This window comes from Labilibacter marinus (assembly GCF_001659685.2).
Classification (GTDB): Bacteria; Bacteroidota; Bacteroidia; order Bacteroidales; family Marinilabiliaceae; genus Saccharicrinis; species Saccharicrinis marinus.
Genome location: NZ_LXYE02000035.1, coordinates 58,945 through 77,580, shown reverse-complemented (window position 1 = coordinate 77,580; position 18,636 = coordinate 58,945). Strand labels below are relative to the sequence as shown.

At 36.4% G+C, this 18,636-nt stretch carries 10 protein-coding genes; all 10 read left to right on the top strand.

Annotated elements, in window-relative coordinates:
- Positions 1-8: 8 nt before the first annotated feature.
- The 10 genes from A8L32_RS14690 to A8L32_RS14645 all read left to right on the top strand — a co-directional run bounded on the left by A8L32_RS14690 (position 9) and on the right by A8L32_RS14645 (position 18,613).
- On the top strand, positions 9-1,694 hold the full coding sequence (locus A8L32_RS14690) for a hypothetical protein (RefSeq protein WP_075590848.1): 1,686 nt from the start codon (positions 9-11) through the stop codon (positions 1,692-1,694).
- Positions 1,695-1,767: 73 nt separating this feature from the next.
- On the top strand, positions 1,768-2,334 hold the full coding sequence (locus A8L32_RS14685) for a hypothetical protein (protein ID WP_075590847.1): 567 nt from the start codon (positions 1,768-1,770) through the stop codon (positions 2,332-2,334).
- A gap of 248 nt (positions 2,335-2,582) precedes the next feature.
- Entirely contained in the window at positions 2,583-6,695 is a 4,113-nt protein-coding gene (locus A8L32_RS14680; protein ID WP_075590846.1) for a hybrid sensor histidine kinase/response regulator transcription factor, read from the top strand.
- A 708-nt stretch (positions 6,696-7,403) separates the two neighbouring features.
- On the top strand, positions 7,404-9,956 hold the full coding sequence (locus tag A8L32_RS14675; protein WP_083631354.1) for a T9SS type A sorting domain-containing protein: 2,553 nt from the start codon (positions 7,404-7,406) through the stop codon (positions 9,954-9,956).
- A 72-nt stretch (positions 9,957-10,028) separates the two neighbouring features.
- Positions 10,029-11,024, top strand: a complete 996-nt coding sequence (locus A8L32_RS14670; RefSeq protein WP_198931790.1) for a family 43 glycosylhydrolase — start codon at positions 10,029-10,031, stop codon at positions 11,022-11,024.
- A 128-nt stretch (positions 11,025-11,152) separates the two neighbouring features.
- A complete protein-coding gene (locus A8L32_RS14665) occupies positions 11,153-11,362 on the top strand; it encodes a hypothetical protein (protein WP_075590843.1) in 210 nt (69 codons plus the stop codon).
- Positions 11,363-11,386: 24 nt separating this feature from the next.
- The gene (locus A8L32_RS14660) at positions 11,387-12,970 is read left to right on the top strand and encodes a putative Ig domain-containing protein (RefSeq protein ID WP_083631353.1); all 1,584 of its coding nucleotides are present in this window, start codon (positions 11,387-11,389) and stop codon (positions 12,968-12,970) included.
- Between the two features lie 130 nt (positions 12,971-13,100).
- The gene (locus A8L32_RS14655; RefSeq protein ID WP_075590842.1) at positions 13,101-14,648 is read left to right on the top strand and encodes an alpha-L-fucosidase; all 1,548 of its coding nucleotides are present in this window, start codon (positions 13,101-13,103) and stop codon (positions 14,646-14,648) included.
- Positions 14,648-16,987 carry a glycoside hydrolase family 2 protein gene (locus A8L32_RS14650; protein ID WP_075590841.1) on the top strand — a complete coding sequence of 780 codons (2,340 nt, stop codon included), beginning with the start codon at positions 14,648-14,650 and terminating at the stop codon, positions 16,985-16,987. Before A8L32_RS14655 ends, A8L32_RS14650 begins: the two co-directional genes overlap by 1 nt.
- Positions 16,988-17,011: 24 nt before the next feature.
- Positions 17,012-18,613 (top strand): alpha-L-fucosidase, encoded by a 1,602-nt coding sequence (locus tag A8L32_RS14645; protein ID WP_075590840.1) that lies wholly within the window; start codon positions 17,012-17,014, stop codon positions 18,611-18,613.
- The last annotated feature ends 23 nt before the right edge of the window (positions 18,614-18,636 follow it).

The following is an 18,636-nucleotide window of genomic DNA, read 5'->3' as shown; positions in this document are numbered from 1 at the left end:
TAAATAAAATGAAAAATACATTTAATATAATGGCGATATTTGCATTACTCTTTTTTGCAGCTTGCCAGGAAGATGAGTATGCTGCACCAGATAGTTTATCTGATGTATCATGGTACTCAAGCATTAAGTCGTCAGAGATACAGGCAGTTAATCAAGGTTATTATATGTCTTTTATTGATGCTTCCGTTAATGCTACTAGTCACTCTTGGACTATTGAAGAAGGAAATAACTTCCTAAATCCCGGTTTTAGTGTTTCAGAAAAGGAAGATAGCTTATTACCTCTTTATATAAATAAAGAAGTAGGATTGAGTGTTACAGAACCTACTATTCATGTTCTGTTTAATAATGCAGGACTTAACAAGGTAAGGTTATATAATACCTTTAACGAGAAAGTTTCTTATAAAGGAACCTTTCCTTTGGAGGCACAAAAAGAAGGAGATAAGTGGGTTATTGATACTACTTTTGTGATAGATGTGTATGCAGATATTGAACCTTCTTATATCATTAAGAAAATTGATGAAAATGGATTAGAACAGGAATTGTTCAGGTTTAATTCAGGAGATGATATTCCTACGGATACTGCACTGTGGAATAAAATTATTATTGAATCTGGAGAAGCATTATCTTTTGTGGATATAACGACTGCTGGACGACCTTCGGATAGATGGTGGACATTAGAAGGTGCTTCGTTTGCCGATGGTACTGCTGCTTCTGATTCAGTTCGTATACCTTCATATTATAATATGGGTGAATTTAGCGGACAAATTAGAGGAATACGTAAAGGAGATTATCCTGATGCAGAAACCTTAGTTCAAATGCCTGTTATTATCGAGGTTATACAGTCAACTAAACCGCTGGTAGCAGTAAATAGCCCAAAAACTTTAATGGATGAATCTATTGATATAACTATCTCAGGAGCGGTGCAGCCTTTCTCCGATCAGGAAGCCTTTTTTACCGTTACTGTAAATAATACTGAAGCTGGGGTTGTAGATAAAAAGATAAATGTTTCTCTGGCAAAGCGTGGTTCAGTAAGTAATGTTATTAATCTTACATTAGATGAGCCTATTTATAATACAGATGTTGTTACGGTGGCTTACGATAATACAGGTAGTGAAATTATTTCTGTTGATGAGCGACAATTAGAGTCATTTGATGCTATTACCGTAATTAATTACTTTCCGGGCAACCACTTAGATTCTGATTGGGCTGGCTACGAAATATATAATGGTAACTGGAAAACAGGTTTCTGTAATAAGTATTGGGTAGGTGCCAATGGTAGTGAATCCGAGCCTATCTTTGCTCGTACTACGGATAAGTTCTTTTCGGGTGTGGCTAGCATGAGCTATACTGGAAGAGGAGGCGTTGTTGATAAAACGCTTCAAGGAGGTGCTTTTGCCGGACAATTAACCGAAGCTGGTTTATATCGTGTTTCATTAAAGGTATTTGTTGATCCAGCCACTACTATGAGCACTTTTAGAACGACTGTTGCTAGTCCATGGACCATATTATATTGGAATTTCTCATCCTTGCCAAAAGGAAAATGGGTAACTATGACTCAAGATGTAAGTTTTAATGCCGTGCCAAACGTGAAATTTAACATACAGGTAAAACCTGGTGACAATACAGGGGTAACTGGTGATCAGCTATTTTATGTAGATGATATAACTTTTATTCCTTTACAGGTTCGCCCATAATTTAAGCCATGAATAATAGAGTTACCGTTGTGTATTATTTCTATGAGCACATATTAAACTAAAAATATAAGAGATGAAAAAAAATATATTACTTACAAGTTTTCTAATTATAACTTTGTTTTGCATTAGTTGTGAAGAAGGAGATTGGAAAGAACCTAGTATTAGTAAAGTACCCATTTATTTATTGTCAGAAATGGAAGGGGAAACTCCATTTGAAATAGAAGTTTATCGTCAACAGAACTTAATGATAGAAAACAGTTCAAGTAAGTTACCTAAGTTAACTTCTTTTGTTACTAGAGAATATTCCGATACGAGCAATGAGACTGATTATAGTGTAGGTTTCATTACGGATGTTCAAACAACTACAATAGAAGAGGAGATCATATCAGAAACGATTAAAAAGGAATATGTTACCGTAACAGATGTTATTAAAGTATATACCATAATTGGCGATGTTGTTACAGGTGAAGGTTCTTTAGAAATTGAATCTACTTCTCAAAAAACCTATACAACAAGAGAGTATGTTTTACAAGAGAATGGCGAATGGGTGATGACGGAGAACGATCCTGTTGTTGGTGATCAAGAAACATTACTAATAGAAAGTAACGCTACTGTTATGCAAGAAGAACGTTACCTTTAAAAACGGGTTTGCAAAATTCAAGAGGATGTCCTAAATATGGATATCCTCTTTTTTGAGTTAAACCAATTTTTGCTTGAAGTTATCTAAAAATTATTTTAAAGGTTTAGCGTTCAATAATGAATATACTACAATAATAATAATTGACTATTATTGTACGAGAAAAATGACCTCAACTAGATCTGTAATTGATATTTTGAAAAGAAAATATTATTAGCCGAAAATCCCAAACGTTAAATAAAGTTTATTTTATGTCTAAAATTTCATATTTATCGCTACTGATTATTTTTATAACTAATCAATGTTTCACTGTATTACATGCACAGAATAATAAACTGGAGTACCTTCAGAACCTTACCTTGTCTGATGGCTTATCACACAATGGAGTTACGGATATTCTGGAAGATTCCAAAGGGTATTTATGGGTGGCTACTTTTGATGGTTTAAATCGTTACAATGGTTATGAATTTAAGGTATTTAAAAACACATTAGTAAATAAGCAAATTTCTAGTAATAGAATTCGTTGCTTGGTTGAAGATGAAAATGGTAATATATGGATTGGGACTGAAGAAGGCATTGACATATACGACTACTCAACAGAAAGCTTTATAAGCATTTACAACAGTGACGAGAGTAGTTTTAATCAAAATCCTATAATAAGAAAAATAGTTTTTACGAGTACAGGTCAAGCAGTTTGTTTAACTGAAAGAGAAGGTATTTTTATATTTGATCGTAATTACAACCTTTTATCTAAGTATTACCCTGCAACATACTCAAATCAGCAGTTACAGTTTCTAGACCTTGCAGAACTGGATGAGAGTAATTGGCTATTCACCACTAATAAAGGTTTGTTTCATTTTAACATTACAAATAAAAATTTTAAATCAATTTTAAATCAAGGCTATAGAGTAAGTAACTCAATAAAAAAGTCAAACGACAGTACCTTTATACTAGTAGAATCATATGGACTCTTAGTTTTAGATGTAAAAAAGAGGAATGAGTCTTTTGAGTTCAAGCCTAGACCTAGGCTCATGAAAGGAGAGAGTTTTAACTCTTTGTCCATTGATAAATTTAAAAATTTATGGTTAGGAACATCGAATGATGGTGTTCTTCACGTCAATAATTTAGATAAGTTTTTAGGTGGATTAGAAGTAGAGAAATCAGGTTTTAATTTAGAAAATAATATTCTTAGAACTAGTTGTGTGTTATCGAATACATCTTCTGGATGTTGGGTGGGATCTTTTAACGAAGGAATTTTCCAGTTTCCATTGTCAGAAAACCCATTTAATCACATCACTGCAGAAAAGAATCTACCATATGGTGTTACAACCAACAGTATTTTAAGTTTAAATATGATGAGTGATGATGTCGTTTCGGTTACTGCTAATCAAGGAGGAGAGGCTTTTTTTAATACGATAACTCATGAATATGAGAAACTACCATTTGGTTACTCCACTCAACGACCATTCAGTTCAGGGCCAATTTATAAAGATTCTAGAGGAGATATTTGGTTAAGTGGCGGCTTTAATAAAAATTTGTTTCGATATAAGTATCATCAAAATCAATTAAAATCCGTTTTAAATGAAGCTGATGTATTTGATTTGTCAGCTACCCGTGTTATTCAAGAAGATAAAGAAGGTAATATCTGGTTTGGAGGAAACAAAAACTTATTCAGATTACAAGTTGCAAAGGATGGAAAAAGAGGTAAGCTAGAGAGTGTGAACGATTGTTCAGAGTTTAAAAAGAAAAAAATAAAGAATATTCGATTTATATACGATGACCCTGACTATGATTTTTTATGGATTGGTACTGAATACGATGGATTATACCGTATTCTATTGAATGGAGGAGATGATGATTTGTGCACCATGAAAATCAATAATTATAGAACAGATGGAAATAATTCAAGCTCCATTTCTAGTAATTTTGTTACTTCAATTATTCGAGTGCCTGGAAAAGACTTATGGATAGGAACCGAACGTGGAGGAATCAATAAAGTACTCAATAGTGATCAACAGCCAACTTTTGTAAGTTTTTCTGAAAAAGATGGCCTATCTAATAACGTAGTAAAGAACATATTGTGTGATGATAATAAAAATCTATGGATTACTACCAATATGGGTCTAAACAGATTTAATACTGAAGATTTGTGGTTTCAACGGATTAGAAAACAAGATGGATTACCATTTGAAGAGTTTGAATTTGCTGCTCAAAAACTTAAGAATGGATATATGGTATTAGCTGGACAAAGAGGATTTTGCTACTTTAAACCAGAAGATATAGAAACATCAGATGATCTTCCACCGTTTCAGTTTGGAAATATAAAAATACATAACAAAATAATTTCAATTGGCGATACCATTAATGGAAGAGTATTGTTAAATAAACGATTAAATGAAGTAAATACACTTGAGTTAAAGCATCATGAAAATGTACTTTCACTGGAGCTAAATTCTTTACATTATTCGAATCCAGACAATTATAGTATAATTTATAAACTGTCCCCCTTAAATAAGAACTGGGTGCTGATACCTACTACACAACGTTATATTGATTTTAACGGGCTTTCTTCTGGAAAATATGAATTACAGGTAATGGTTTCGAATTCATTAAACCAATGGAGTGACCCATACAAAATTACTATAATCATTCACCCTCCATTTTGGAAAACCCCCTGGGCCATTGCGATTTATATAATATTTTTGGCATTAATAGTGATATCTGTAATTAAGGTAAGAGGACGAGTGTTGCAGCTGAAGTATAATTGGGAAATAGAGCAACTGGAGAAAAATAAAATTAAAGAAGTGGATGAAGCTAAGTTTAAGTTTTTCTCCAATATATCTCATGAGTTTAAGACTCCACTAACATTAATATCAGGACCTATAGAGATGTTAATGGACAAGCATAAAAATGATAAAGAATCGTGGACTAAATTAAACTTAGTAAAAAGACAATCAAAGAAAATGTCTCAACTGGTGGATCAGGTTCATGATTTTAGAAAGTCTGACAAGAATATGTTACGATTGAATTTCTCAGTTTTTAACTTTCAAGCATTTCTCAAAGAAATATTAGTCGATTTTAAGTTGATGGCTAATGATACAGGAAAAGAAGTGGGTGTGAAATGCAGTATTCCCAATGTATATATTCGGGCAGACAAGGATAATCTTGAGAAAGTATTTAACAACGTATTTAATAACGCGTTTAAGTTTACAACGGAGGGTGATTTTATTAGACTGAATGTCTCGGTTAATGGCAACAAGCTGTTTATTCAGATAATGGATAGTGGCAGAGGTATCGATAAAGTAGATTTGCCTCATGTGTTTGAGCGTTTTTTTCAGTCTAAACTAAATGACAGAGCTTATACAGGTGGCTCAGGTATTGGGTTGGCTTTTACTAAACGTTTGGTTGAAATGCATTATGGTTCAATTGCAATAGAGAGTGAGTTGGGGCATGGTACGATTGTGAAAATTGAATTGCCAATTGTAGTTGATAAGCAAGAGTATGACGCTGTAATTAGTGATATTATAAAAGTTGAAGAGGCAGAATTGCAAAAACAATTACAACTCAAAACATCGGACGAAGCAAAAATAGTGTCAAGTGGTGATTTTGCAGATACTACTATATTCTTAGCGGAAGATAATGATGACATGCGATTGTTCATTAAGAGTTCCTTGGAAAGGCACTTTAAAGTTACCGCATTTGAAAATGGCAAGAAGTTAATAGATAGGATGGAGGAAGAGTGGCCTGATATTATTATTAGCGATGTGTTAATGCCAGAAATGAATGGATTTGATTTATGTAGTCAGGTAAAAAGCGATATTAAAACAGGACATATTCCTGTAGTATTGCTTACTGCATGTACATCTGCTGAATATCAATTAAAGGGACTTAAAACTGGGGCTGACCTTTATATTAAAAAGCCGTTCGAATTACAGCATTTAATTACCTGTATAGAAAATGTTTTACAAAACAGAAAGTTGTTAAGAGAACGTTATATGGGTGATTTCTCTATTGGTTTAGAGAAGAAACCTGGAAACTCAAGTGATAATATTTTTCTTGAGAAGCTTTATAAGCTGTTGTCTGAAAATTTAGATAACTCAGAATTAGAACTAGATAACATAGCAAAGGAACTTGGCTTAAATCGTACGCATTTCTACCAAAAAGTTAAGGCTCTTACAAACGAAACACCATTTGAATTAATTAAGTCGTACAGATTAAGAAAAGCTGCAGAATTCCTAAGACATAAACAGTTGCCACTGGCAGAAGTTACGGCAAGGATTGGGTTTAAGAGTACTTCTCATTTTAGTAGAGCTTTTAAAGAGAAATATGGATGTTCTCCAAGTAAATATACCGCACAACAATAATTGGATATTCAATGCATGTAGATTTTAGAAGAACTAAGCGCTAATTTTACATTGAATTTAGTGCTTAGTTTAATGTAGGTAGATTCATCTTCTAGTTAAAGCGTTTCAATGCTGAAAAGAGAATACAATACGCTGGTCAGTATAATTACTATCCATAATTTTGAAATAATTAGTTTATATATATCATTTCATATTTCTGAATTATCCCGATACTCGATCAAATAGGTGAGTCAATTGCTATCTAAAAAGATATATGAAATAGTGATCGTATATAAGGTTTAATTAAACATACTGAGTGTTTTAACTGATAAAAGTGTTTTGCCTGTCCGTTCGTAGTTCGTATCCATCCATACATTAACTGTGTTATAAAATAAATTTATTAACAGTAATAGTTTCCAATTAAATAATAATGAATATTGAATAAGGTTTTTGAATAGTATTGCTTTTTCTAATGCTGTCTAATCAAGACGATTGTTGTGAATCGTTATACATTAAAAAAACATCATTTTGTGAATATTTTTTTTATTAAAACCCGGCAATAGAGTATCTGAAAATAAGGAGCACAAAGGGCAGTTGTGTAATTTATGTATTGTGTTGTCTGGGTTTTAATTTAAAGAGCGTTAAAGAATCGAGGGTAAAGGAATGATGGCAAGTGGATGGATTGTAGTTGTTTATATCTCTAATTATCCAATGTAAAATTTATAGCTTATGTTTAAAAAGATACAAGTATTCATGTTGATTTTTCTTGCCATATCAGGGCAGGTGTTAGCGCAAACATTAAAGGAACAGGCTAACGAAAAGATAGCTTTGTTAGAAGCGTTAATTGCCGAGGCCAGAGGAAAAGGACTGGATGTTGAAAGAGAAGAAATGGGCTTGCATACAGCAGTTTTATTTATGCGTTATGCAGATTGGGATGAGGCCAATGTAGCCACCAATAAGTTGCATTTTGAAGCGCATGCAAAAAGTGAGTTTAAAACCAATGCCCAGCAAAAGGCAGAGGAATTACCCGATTTTGAACGACAAGAAATCATCAACTTATTAAAAACTTGTATAATCACCATTCGATTGGTCATTGATGGTGAAATTGTTCGTCAATCTGCGCCTGAAATTGATTGGAAACAATTGGTGGTTGAAGACAATAAAATTACCATGGATGGTAAGCCTGTGTTTTTGGCGGACTATACCTGGAAATCAAATGAGGATGAACTAAGCAAATATTATGGAGCAACCGACTCGGAGGGCTTAAGGGTTGTCTATACAATGGATGAATTTGGAGCGCATGAAACCTGGACTTACAATGATTGGTCTAATAAACAGAATGAAGGCATTGGTACCATTTGGACCGACCAAAATAATGTGGCAGAGTGGGCTAAAACAAAATGGCCAGATATTCAAATAGGCGGTCGTCATTACGGTAAGTTTGATGTAGACCATGCTGGTTCACAAAAAATGTATGCCTTGTTGTATGAGAACTATGTGCCCTTATTGGCTGGGAAACCAGTAACAAAACTAGGTTATCAATTATGGAATGAACCAAGTTTTTTTACGGCTGCAGACTCATGGAATAATGCGGATGGTGATGGCGTCTGTGTTTCGGATTCTACTAAAAAACATTTTAGAGAATGGTTAAGTAAAAAGCATCAATCAATCTCTGATTTAAATCAACTTTGGGGAACCAGCTTTGCCAGTTTTGATGATGTAAAAATTACTTTACCTATGCCCAATGCCAATCAGGGTAAACCTATTTGGTATGATTGGATGACTTTTAATAATTATCGAATTACGCGTTGGTTTACTTTTATGCGCGACGAAATTCAGAAATATGATCCAGAAGCCAGAGTGCATATTAAATTAATGCCATGGTGTTTTGGAGAAAATGCTAAAGACCATGGTTTAGATTTTGAGGCCTTAACCGAATTGAGTGGTATGAGTGGCTGTGATGCGGGCATGCAGTATTTGCACAGCTGGAAAGCCACGCCTTGGAAATCGCGCTATTCATTATACTGGCGCGATGCTATCATGACCTTTGATTTCTTTAAATCTGTTCAGCCTACGCATTTGATTACGGATACGGAGAATCACTTTTTAATGAATACCGGTTTCACCGAGCAAGAATTAAATCAGGATTACGTGCGAATGGCATATTGGTTGGGTACCATGCATGGTTTAACCTCTGCTTCTACATGGGTATGGACTCGTAATGCCGATGGATCAATGAAAAGAGCTCCTGGGCAAAGTAATATGACGGATATTTCGCATCAGCCACAAGCATTATTTAATATTACTTCTACTTACATGGATATGAATGCCCATAGTGAAGAATTATTGAAAATGCAGGAGTTAAAAAAGCCTGTGAGAGTGTTTTATTCAAAAACATCTTCGTTGAATGATGAAGTATATATGGATAAGGTTTTTGCGACTTATGAGTCCGTATTTTTTGAAGGAGTGCCCATCGGATTCGTGACGGAAGATATATTTAAAAAAGGTGTCGACTGGGAATTTGTCATTATCAATAACACAGAGTTTGTAACACAAGCTGAACTGGATGCAATTCAAACTTATCTTAATAATGGAGGAACTGTAGTGCTGGATTCAAAGAGTTTAAAGAAAGATGAGTATGGACGTGCTTTGGCTGCTCTTACAGCAGGAGCGGGTACAATTATTTCTGCAAATTCTATTGAAGAAGTGCAAGCTGAAGCACAAAAGTTGATGGATTCTAAAGGGTTAAAGTCGGATGTGCTAGTGTCTGAAACGAATAGTACTGGACTAAAGGCTTGTACTTGGAAATGTGTTAAAAATGAGAAAGGAAACCATGTTTTGTCCATCGTTAATTTAGGAAATAGTGATGCTGCCATTACTATTGAATTATCGGGCGCCTCAAATGGAACTAAGTGTGTTGATTTATTAACGGGTAATGAGGTATCTGCAAAAACCAAATTAAAGCCTTTCGAAGTTTATTTTGTGGAAATTGTGGATGAAGCACCCAATGTAGATTCAAGTATTAAGAAATTAAAATCAGTGGATATGGGAATCTTGTATCCTAATCCCACCAATGGAGATTTTAATATTAAGATGAATTTCAGCACTGAAAGTATTTCTATGAGCATTTATAACATGAATGGTCAGCAAATTAAAACGAAATCATATTCAAATGTTCAGGTAATATCGGATTCTATTGCAGAGCTGCCTCAAGGTAACTATGTGGTTCGGCTAGTCTCGGGCAGCCAACAACAGGTATTTAAATTGTTAAAACGACAGTAAATTATTGTATACAAAGCCGTGTAGCATTTTAATGGCTTCACGGCTTTACTTTTTTTAATGAAAAATAATATCATGCTTAATAAACTAGCTTTTATAGTTCTTACTTTTCTTATTGCACCAACAATAGGTGCTCAAAACCCAATCATCAAACACAAGTATACTGCTGATCCTTCTGCCAGAGTATTCAATGATACCTTATATGTGTATACTTCGCACGATAAAAATGATGCTAAGTATTACGATATGGAAGACTGGGCATTATTTTCAACAACTGATATGTTTAATTGGACGGACCATGGAAAAATATTTAGTTTAGAAGATATCAAATGGGCAAGTAAATGGGCTTGGGCTCCCGATTGTGTTGAGCGTAATGGTAAGTATTATTTTTATTATCCTGTAGAAAGAAATAAAATTGGCGTTGCTGTGGCAGATTCGCCAGTGGGGCCATTCAAAGATCCTTTAAACAAACCCTTAGTGGATAATGCCACAGAGCCATTTGCAGGAAAAGAACCCATAGATCCAGGTATTTTAATTGACGATGATGGTCAGGCCTATTTGTATTTTGGTTGTAGAAATGCCAGAGTTACTAAACTCAAAAAAAACATGATTGAGCGCAAAGGGAAGTTGAAAGAGATTGAAATATTTGATGATGCTGGTAATCGCCAATTATGGAAAGAAAGAAAGGATGGAGAACCCAATGAAGTTAAATATCACGGAGGGGATGGTGCATATGGCGAAGGTCCTTGGGTTTTTAAAAAAGAGGGCAAATACTATTTAGTTTATGCCAACGGTTGGTGTAATGATGGGGCTATGGTTTATGCCATGTCTGATAACCCACTTGGCCCTTTTATTTATAAAGGAAAAGTGTTAGAAACAGTAAGTTCTAATACTACCCATGGTTCGGTGGTGGAATACAAAGGGCAATGGTATGTTTTTTATCACACCAAAGATATTTCAGGAAGTAACCACAAACGTTCGGTGTGTGTAGATAAATTGTTTTTCAATAAAGATGGAACCATTCAAACTGTAACTCCATCCAAAGAAGGTATTACTCAATTAAGTAATTAGTTGAGCCTCATAAGCCTTCTTTAGAACTAGTTTTTATAACTCATCCCTTTAAACCGCATTTAAGCCTTACAAAGCTTTAGTTCAATCTTTTGTCTCTGTACTGATATCTTAATGCTAATTTTAAACTGATGAAGAATACCTTTTTACTATTTATGACTCTAATGGCTTTTAATATTATTGCTAAAGCCAATAACCCTCTGTTCACACATATTTATATTGCCGATCCAACGGTAAAATTCATATGCGTTAAAAACAAAATTCAATGGATACAAACGACGGAAGGCATAAGTATTCAAGTTCAAGGCAAAAATCCTTGTCAGGCAGCTTTTGCTTTTTAAAGTTGATTTCAAAAAATAAATATCATGATATCTAAAAAAATTAAATTGATTGCTTTAGCGGTGTTAAGCATAAGTGTTTTAAGTTTTACATCTGAAAAAGTAAAGGTTTATAATCCTGAAAGAGGAGAGGGGAAATACATACTAACACCTAGTATTCCCGATACGCCTCAAATTCATGGAGCATCGGTTTTTGGTGTAAGACCGGGTTCTCCATTCCTTTATACCATTCCGGCAACCGGAAAAGGGACTTTAGAATATGTTGCACAAAATTTGCCAGAAGGACTTACTGTTAATGCTCAAACTGGAGTTATTTCAGGAAACATTATTTCTAAAGAGAAAAGAGAATATATTATTATGCTCATTGCTAAAAATAATTTGGGAAGCGATGAAAAGAAACTAAAAATTAAAGTAGGTGATGAAATTTGTTTAACTCCACCACTTGGCTGGAATTCCTGGAATTGTTGGGGGCATAATGTAACGCAGGAGCGCGTGCTGGCTTCGGCAAAAGCGATGGTAAATAAAGGCCTGAAAGACTATGGTTGGAGTTATATCAATATTGATGATGTTTGGCAAGGTGTTAGAGGTGGTAAATTTAATGGTATTCAGTCGAATCCAGAAACCTTTCCTGATATGAAAAGGATGTGCGATGAGATTCATAATATGGGGCTTAAAGCTGGGATTTATTCTACGCCTTGGATAACCAGTTATGCTGGTTATGCAGGAAGTACCAGTAATAATAAAAAAGGGAAATGGGATAAATCTTTAGCCGATAATGGTAACGAAAATTGGATAGTTGGACGATATAAATTTGAGGAAAATGATGCCAAACAGTGGGCTGCTTGGGGAATTGATTATTTGAAATACGATTGGTATACTAATGATTACGAAAGTACAGAACGTATGTCAGATGCACTTATAAACTCAGGACGTGATATTGTATTTTCTACTTCTAATACTTGTCCTGTGCATTTGGCCGAAAAAATCGGGAAAATAGCCAATGTAATCCGTACAGGAGGAGACTTAAAAGATCGTTGGGATCAAGGAGGAGCACACTTGAATATTCGCGAAGAGTGGGTTTTGCACAAAGCATGGCTAGAAGCAGGGTTTGATGGAGCACCAGGGCATTATCCAGATCCCGATATGTTAGTTGTAGGACATCAAAGTTGGGGAACTAAAGGAGTAGAATTAAAACCATCTAAACTTACGGCCGATGAACAATACAGTCATATTTCGTTGTGGAGTTTATGGTCGGCTCCGCTTTTAATAGGTTGCCCTATTGAAATGATGGATGAGTTTACCGTAAAACTGTTAACCAATCATGAAGTGTTGGCCTTACAGCAAGATGAATTATGTAGGCCAGCACAATCTGCAATGTGTACCCCTAATTTCGAGATTTTTGTAAAAGAGTTGGCTGATGGCAGCAAAGCTGTAGGTATTTTTAACTTAAAGGATGAAGAAGCAGTTCTTACTTTGGATTGGAGAATCGCAGGATTAACTGGGGCTAAAAGTATTCGTGATGTATGGCGTCAGAAAGATATAGGGACATATGAGAATGAGTTTAAAGCTTTAGTCCCTTCGCATGGGGTTGTTCTTGTTAAAATAAAGTAATACTATCATAAAATCGCATATATTTCAAATCATGTAATTATCATACAAAGGGATAGCCTACTCTGAACTTGATTCGGAGATTGGATTTATTTGCGAGATACAAATATTCATTGAAAGAAAGTTTAAACAGATGAAATACAATACTCTATTAAGTACTATCAGTTTGTCTTTGCTAATTGCAACAAACATATGGGCACAAACACCCACAAATAAGAAATTCGAGGCAAACATGGAATCATTGAGACAGTACGAATGTCCTGAATGGTTTCGCGATGCCAAGTTTGGAATTTGGGCGCATTGGGGGCCACAATCGGTACCCATGCATGGCGATTGGTATGCACGTGTGATGTACGAGCAGCACACAAGGAATAAAAATAGAAAAACAACTTACGCTCATCATGTTAAAACCTATGGACATCCATCAGAATTTGGATACAAAGACCTTATTCCTCTATGGAAAGCCGAAAAGTTTAATCCTGAAGAATTGATGAAATTATACAAAAAGGCTGGGGCCAAATACTTTGTAAGCATGGGTGTGCATCATGATAATTTTGACCTTTGGGATTCAAAATTTAACCGATGGAATGCGGTAGATATGGGCCCAAAACGCGACATTGTAGGAGCATGGTCGAAAGCGGCAAAAAAGCATGGTTTAAAGTTTGGTGTATCGGAGCACCTTTCGGCTGGTTACGGTTGGTGGCAAGCCAATAAAGGAGCCGATATCGATGGCCCTAAAGCAGGAGTACCATACGATGGTGCTGATCCAAAACTATGGGACTTATACTACAGTAAATCTACCGCAAAACACGAAAGCTGGGTTACCAACAACGGTATGTTTGCTCAATTATGGTTTGCCCGAATGACTGATTTGCTCGAGAATTATGAGCCCGACTTATTGTACTCTGATGGCGCTTTACCCTTTGGAACTTACGGCGAAGAAATGTTAGCCAATTTTTACAATGCGGATATAGAGAAAAACAAGGGTCAGTTAGAAGCCGTGTATCTGGCAAAACCTGCTCGTCACAATAAAGGCTGGAATGTGTTTGATGGCGAAACCTGCGTTGAAGACCGCGAACGTGGTGGCTTGGCTGATATTAGCCCTGAACCATGGCAAACCGATACGTCTATTGGTGATTGGTTTTACAACGTAAACTGGAAAAACGATGATACTGGAACCATGTACCGCTCTCCATTTTGGGTGTTAAGCACCTTAATTGATGTAGTAAGTAAAAACGGGAACATGCTACTAAATGTATTGCAACGCCCCGATGGAACCGTAGATAAAGAAGTGGTTGAATTGCTAGAAACGCTTGCAGCATGGATGGATGCAAATGGCGAATCGATTTTCGGATCACGCCCCTGGACAGTATATGGCGAAGGTCCTCAGGAACGAGAAGGAGCAGCCGATTGGAAAGAAGATTTTGATTACACCCCAAAAGATATCCGTTATACCCAAAATAAAGAGAATACATTTCTATATGCAGCAACAATGGGCATGCCAACCGAAGATATAGTACTAAAAGAAGTTACGAAAGAAGCAGGAAAAGTATCATCGGTCACGCTCTTAGGTTCAAATCAAAAAATAAAATGGAAACAAAGCAGTAAAGCACTTGTCATTAAGTTACCAAACCTTTCGGCCTGTACAGTAATACCTGTTTTTAAAATTGAGTGGAAATAATGAAGAATCCAATAAACACTATATTTTTCATTGTACTCATCATGACTTCTATATCCTGCAAGCAAGATATCCGAAATGGGAAAATAAACTTTAATGATGGTTGGAGTTTTCTTTTGGTGGATAATCAAAATGAATCTCAACAATATGAAATGGTAACATATAATGCTGAATCCTGGGCAAGCGTATGCTTGCCACATTCTGCCAAGCTCGAAAAATATGTTTGCAATGATATGTGGCAAGGTACCTGTTGGTACCGTAAAATCTTTAATATCCCATTGGCATTTAAAGGGAAGAAGCTTATTCTTGAATTTGAAGGAGCTATGGGAAGGTCGGAGTTTTGGATTAACGGTATAAAAGTAAAGAAACATCAAGGTGGATATCTCCCTGTTGTTTTTGATATCTCTGATTACGTAACATATGGAAAAGAAAATACGATTGCCGTTAAGCTAAATAATACCGACAATCCGTTAACCGGACCCAAACCTCTTAAGAAACTCGACTTCTGTTTTTACGGGGGACTATATCGCAATGCACATCTTATCGTGAAGGATAAAGTGCATATTTCTCACCCTGTCATTGCTAATAAAATTGCTGGAGGTGGCATATTTGTGCATACTCCAAAAGTATCGAAAGCAATATCGATTGTAGAAGTGAAAACGCATATTTCCAACGAGCACAGTGAACCTGCAAACATACAAGTAGTGCACACTCTAAAGTACAAGAATCAAGTTATTGAAAATATAGCATCTGAAATTATACATTTAGATAAAAAAAATGATAAAGAGTTAATTCAGCAAATAAACGTACAAAACACCCAACTTTGGTCGCCAAAGCACCCCAATTTGTACACCCTAGAAACTAAGCTTTTAGTGAATGGTTTGGAAACAGAAGTAACAACAACCAACGTGGGAATCCGTGAGTTTAAGTTTGTGGATAATCAACTTTACATTAATGGCAAAAAAACATACCTGCGTGGAACTAATCGACATCAGGAATATCCTTACATAGGTTATGCTTTGTCAGACAATGCCCAATATCGCGATGCTTACAAAATTAAAAAATCTGGTTTTGATTACGTTAGATTGTCGCATTATCCACACTCAAAAGCATTTATGGATGCATGTGACGAATTGGGCTTGGTAGTGCTCGATGCCATTTTAGGATGGCAGTATTATTTGAATGATGGACATTTTCGTGACTACTGTTATAATTCAGCAAGGCAACTTATTCGTCGCGATCGTAATCATCCATGTGTTTTGGCCTGGGAGGTTTCTTTAAACGAAACCCATATGCCAAGTTTTTTTATGCAAAAACTCCATGAAATTGTTCATGAAGAATATCCACAGCCCAATGCATATTCAGCTGGATGGAAGCCTGGGGCATACGATATCTATTTGCAAGCCCGCCAGCATCGATTATTACATCTAAACGAATCAATAAACCAACCCTATATAGTTTCGGAGTATGGCGATTGGGAGTATTATTCACGTAATGCAGGATTGAATCAGCATAATTTACCTAAAAATTTACGCATTGAAAAAAGTAGTCGTCAGTTGCGAAAATATGGAGAGGGCAGAATGCTACAGCAGTGCTATAATCTTCAGGAAGCATACACGGACAACCTTGCAAACACATTGGCTTTTGGTGATGGCTTTTGGGTAATGTACGACTATAACAGTGGCATACATTCAGAGCATTGTTGTTCTGGTGTGATGGATATGAATAGGCTTCGAAAATTCTCCAGCTGGTTTTATCAAAGTCAAAGGAGTTTGGATGAGGATACTGTGTTACATATTGCCAGCTACTGGACGCCAGAATCGACACTAGATGTAAAAGTATATTCCAATTGTGAGGAAGTTGAGATGGTACTAAATGGGAAATCACTCGGCCAGCAAAAGCCCGATATGGATGAAAATAGCTTTAAGCTCAGTCATCCGCCGTTTACCTTTAAATTAGATAGGTATGAGGAGGGAAAACTAGAAGCAATAGGGTCTGTGGATGGAAAAGAAATAACTCGAAGTATTATTCAAAGTCCTAAGAAAGCCCATAAACTTAAAATTTGGCTGGATGAAAGTGGAAAGAAACCTGAACATGCGTGCAACGATGTATTGTTCGTTTATGTGGCAGCCACGGATGAAAACGGTACAATTGTTCCATCCTGTATGGATGAAATAAATGTGCTGGATACCAAAAATATTTCCATATTAAATGTTGACAATAAAAAAATGGAAGCCGGGGTGGCTACCCTTTTGGTTCAAATTGGTGAAAATAAAGAGGAATGTGTAATTAAAGTGGATTCTAAAACAGGATCCGGGGAGTTTCGTTTTATGCCTATTTAATATAGTATTTTTAAACTTTTAATTATGAGTAAGATAATGTTCAGTATTGTACTGTTTTTTCTAATGTCTGTGTGCTGCAATGCACAAGACATCTATACGGACAGTTGGGAATCGCTTCAAAATTACGAAGCCCCGGAGTGGTATGAAGATGCCAAACTTGGTTTCTGGCCCATTTGGGGAGTATATTCAGTTCCCGCATTTAAAGGCGACCATGCGGCAGAGTGGTATGGCCGTTGGATGTATTGCCAGAAAGACCAAAGCTCTCGCAATAATCAGGCGCTTGCAACCCATCTGTATCATAACAAAACCTACGGCCCACCAGAAGAATTCGGGTACAAGGATTTTATTCCTATGTTTACAGCCGAAAAATTTAATGCTAAAGAATGGATATCCCTTTGCAAAGAAGGTGGTGCCAAATATTTTACGACGCTTGCCGTTTTTCATGATGCGTTTTGCATGTGGAATTCTCCAACCTCAAAATGGAACTCTGTAGAAATGGGGCCTAAACGTGATATTGTTGCGGAATTGGCATCCGAAACGCGTAAACAGGGTTTAAAGTTTGGAGTGTCTAACCACTCGGCATGGAACTACGCCTTTTTTCAATGGAACCATATAAACCGTTACGATGCTATAAACGCCGACAACCAGGATTTATACGGCACCCCGATAGTGGCAAAAAGTGCTGATACGGTGCGCATAGCCAAAGGAGAGGGGCGTAAAACATGGATTCCACGTTCGCGAGGTTTGGTACAGCCTAGCCAACGCGATTTTGACCGCTGGTTGGAACGTACCAAAGAAGTAAGTGACCTCTACAAACCCGACCTCCACTATTTTGATTGGGGATTTAATCCAACAGTTTGGGAGCCTTACCGCCAACAGTTTGGTGCCTTTTATTACAATAATGCCATTGAAGCCGGGAAGGGTGAATATGGGAAGCCCAACGTAGTAATCAATTACAAAGGATGGTCTACATGGAAAGAGGGCGCTGCAGTTCGCGATTTTGAGCATGGAGCATTTGACGACATCCACAACATGGTGTGGCAAACTGACGAGAGCATTTATTTTGGCCATAATTGGGGCTATGCAGAAGGCATTGAGATTAAGCCTGTCAATATGGTTATTGATCAGTTTATGGATGTTATCAGTAAACGAGGTGTACTCATGTTGGCCATTGCCCCAAAAGCCGATGGAACATTTCCTGAAGACCAAAAACAGTTTATTCGCCAAATGGGTGCCTGGCTTAAAATATGCGGCGAAGCCGTGTACGCCACCCGCCCGTATGAGGTTTTTGGGGAACTCGGAGATCGTTGGAACGAACGTGATCACCACAATCAGAAAAAATACGAAACTACACCTGAAGACATTCGTTTTACACGCAATAAGGCCAATACCATTTTATACGCAACCGCTTTGGAGTGGCCCGGCGAAACTATGCTCATAAAAACCTTGGCTACAGCTGATTTGTCCCAACTAGAAAACGTGTCGCTTATAGGCTCAAAAAAGAAATTAAAATGGAAACAAACCCCTAAAGGGCTGGAGATTACAATGCCCAATGAGCCAGATTATAAGTTCGCGTATCCTGTAAAATTGGAGTTTAAAAGAAAAGTGCCATCGTCCAAAGAATAGTATTCAATATTTATGATTTTACC

Bases quoted from the DNA above. Each gene is read 5' to 3' on its own strand.
- A8L32_RS14665 (WP_075590843.1), top strand. From the start codon at position 11,153: ATGAAGAATACCTTTTTACTATTTATGACTCTAATGGCTTTTAATATT.
- A8L32_RS14675 (WP_083631354.1), top strand. From the start codon at position 7,404: ATGTTTAAAAAGATACAAGTATTCATGTTGATTTTTCTTGCCATATCA.
- A8L32_RS14660 (WP_083631353.1), top strand. From the start codon at position 11,387: ATGATATCTAAAAAAATTAAATTGATTGCTTTAGCGGTGTTAAGCATA.
- A8L32_RS14690 (WP_075590848.1), top strand. From the start codon at position 9: ATGAAAAATACATTTAATATAATGGCGATATTTGCATTACTCTTTTTT.
- A8L32_RS14680 (WP_075590846.1), top strand. From the start codon at position 2,583: ATGTCTAAAATTTCATATTTATCGCTACTGATTATTTTTATAACTAAT.
- A8L32_RS14670 (WP_198931790.1), top strand. From the start codon at position 10,029: ATGCTTAATAAACTAGCTTTTATAGTTCTTACTTTTCTTATTGCACCA.
- A8L32_RS14650 (WP_075590841.1), top strand. From the start codon at position 14,648: ATGAAGAATCCAATAAACACTATATTTTTCATTGTACTCATCATGACT.
- A8L32_RS14685 (WP_075590847.1), top strand. From the start codon at position 1,768: ATGAAAAAAAATATATTACTTACAAGTTTTCTAATTATAACTTTGTTT.
- A8L32_RS14655 (WP_075590842.1), top strand. From the start codon at position 13,101: ATGAAATACAATACTCTATTAAGTACTATCAGTTTGTCTTTGCTAATT.
- A8L32_RS14645 (WP_075590840.1), top strand. From the start codon at position 17,012: ATGAGTAAGATAATGTTCAGTATTGTACTGTTTTTTCTAATGTCTGTG.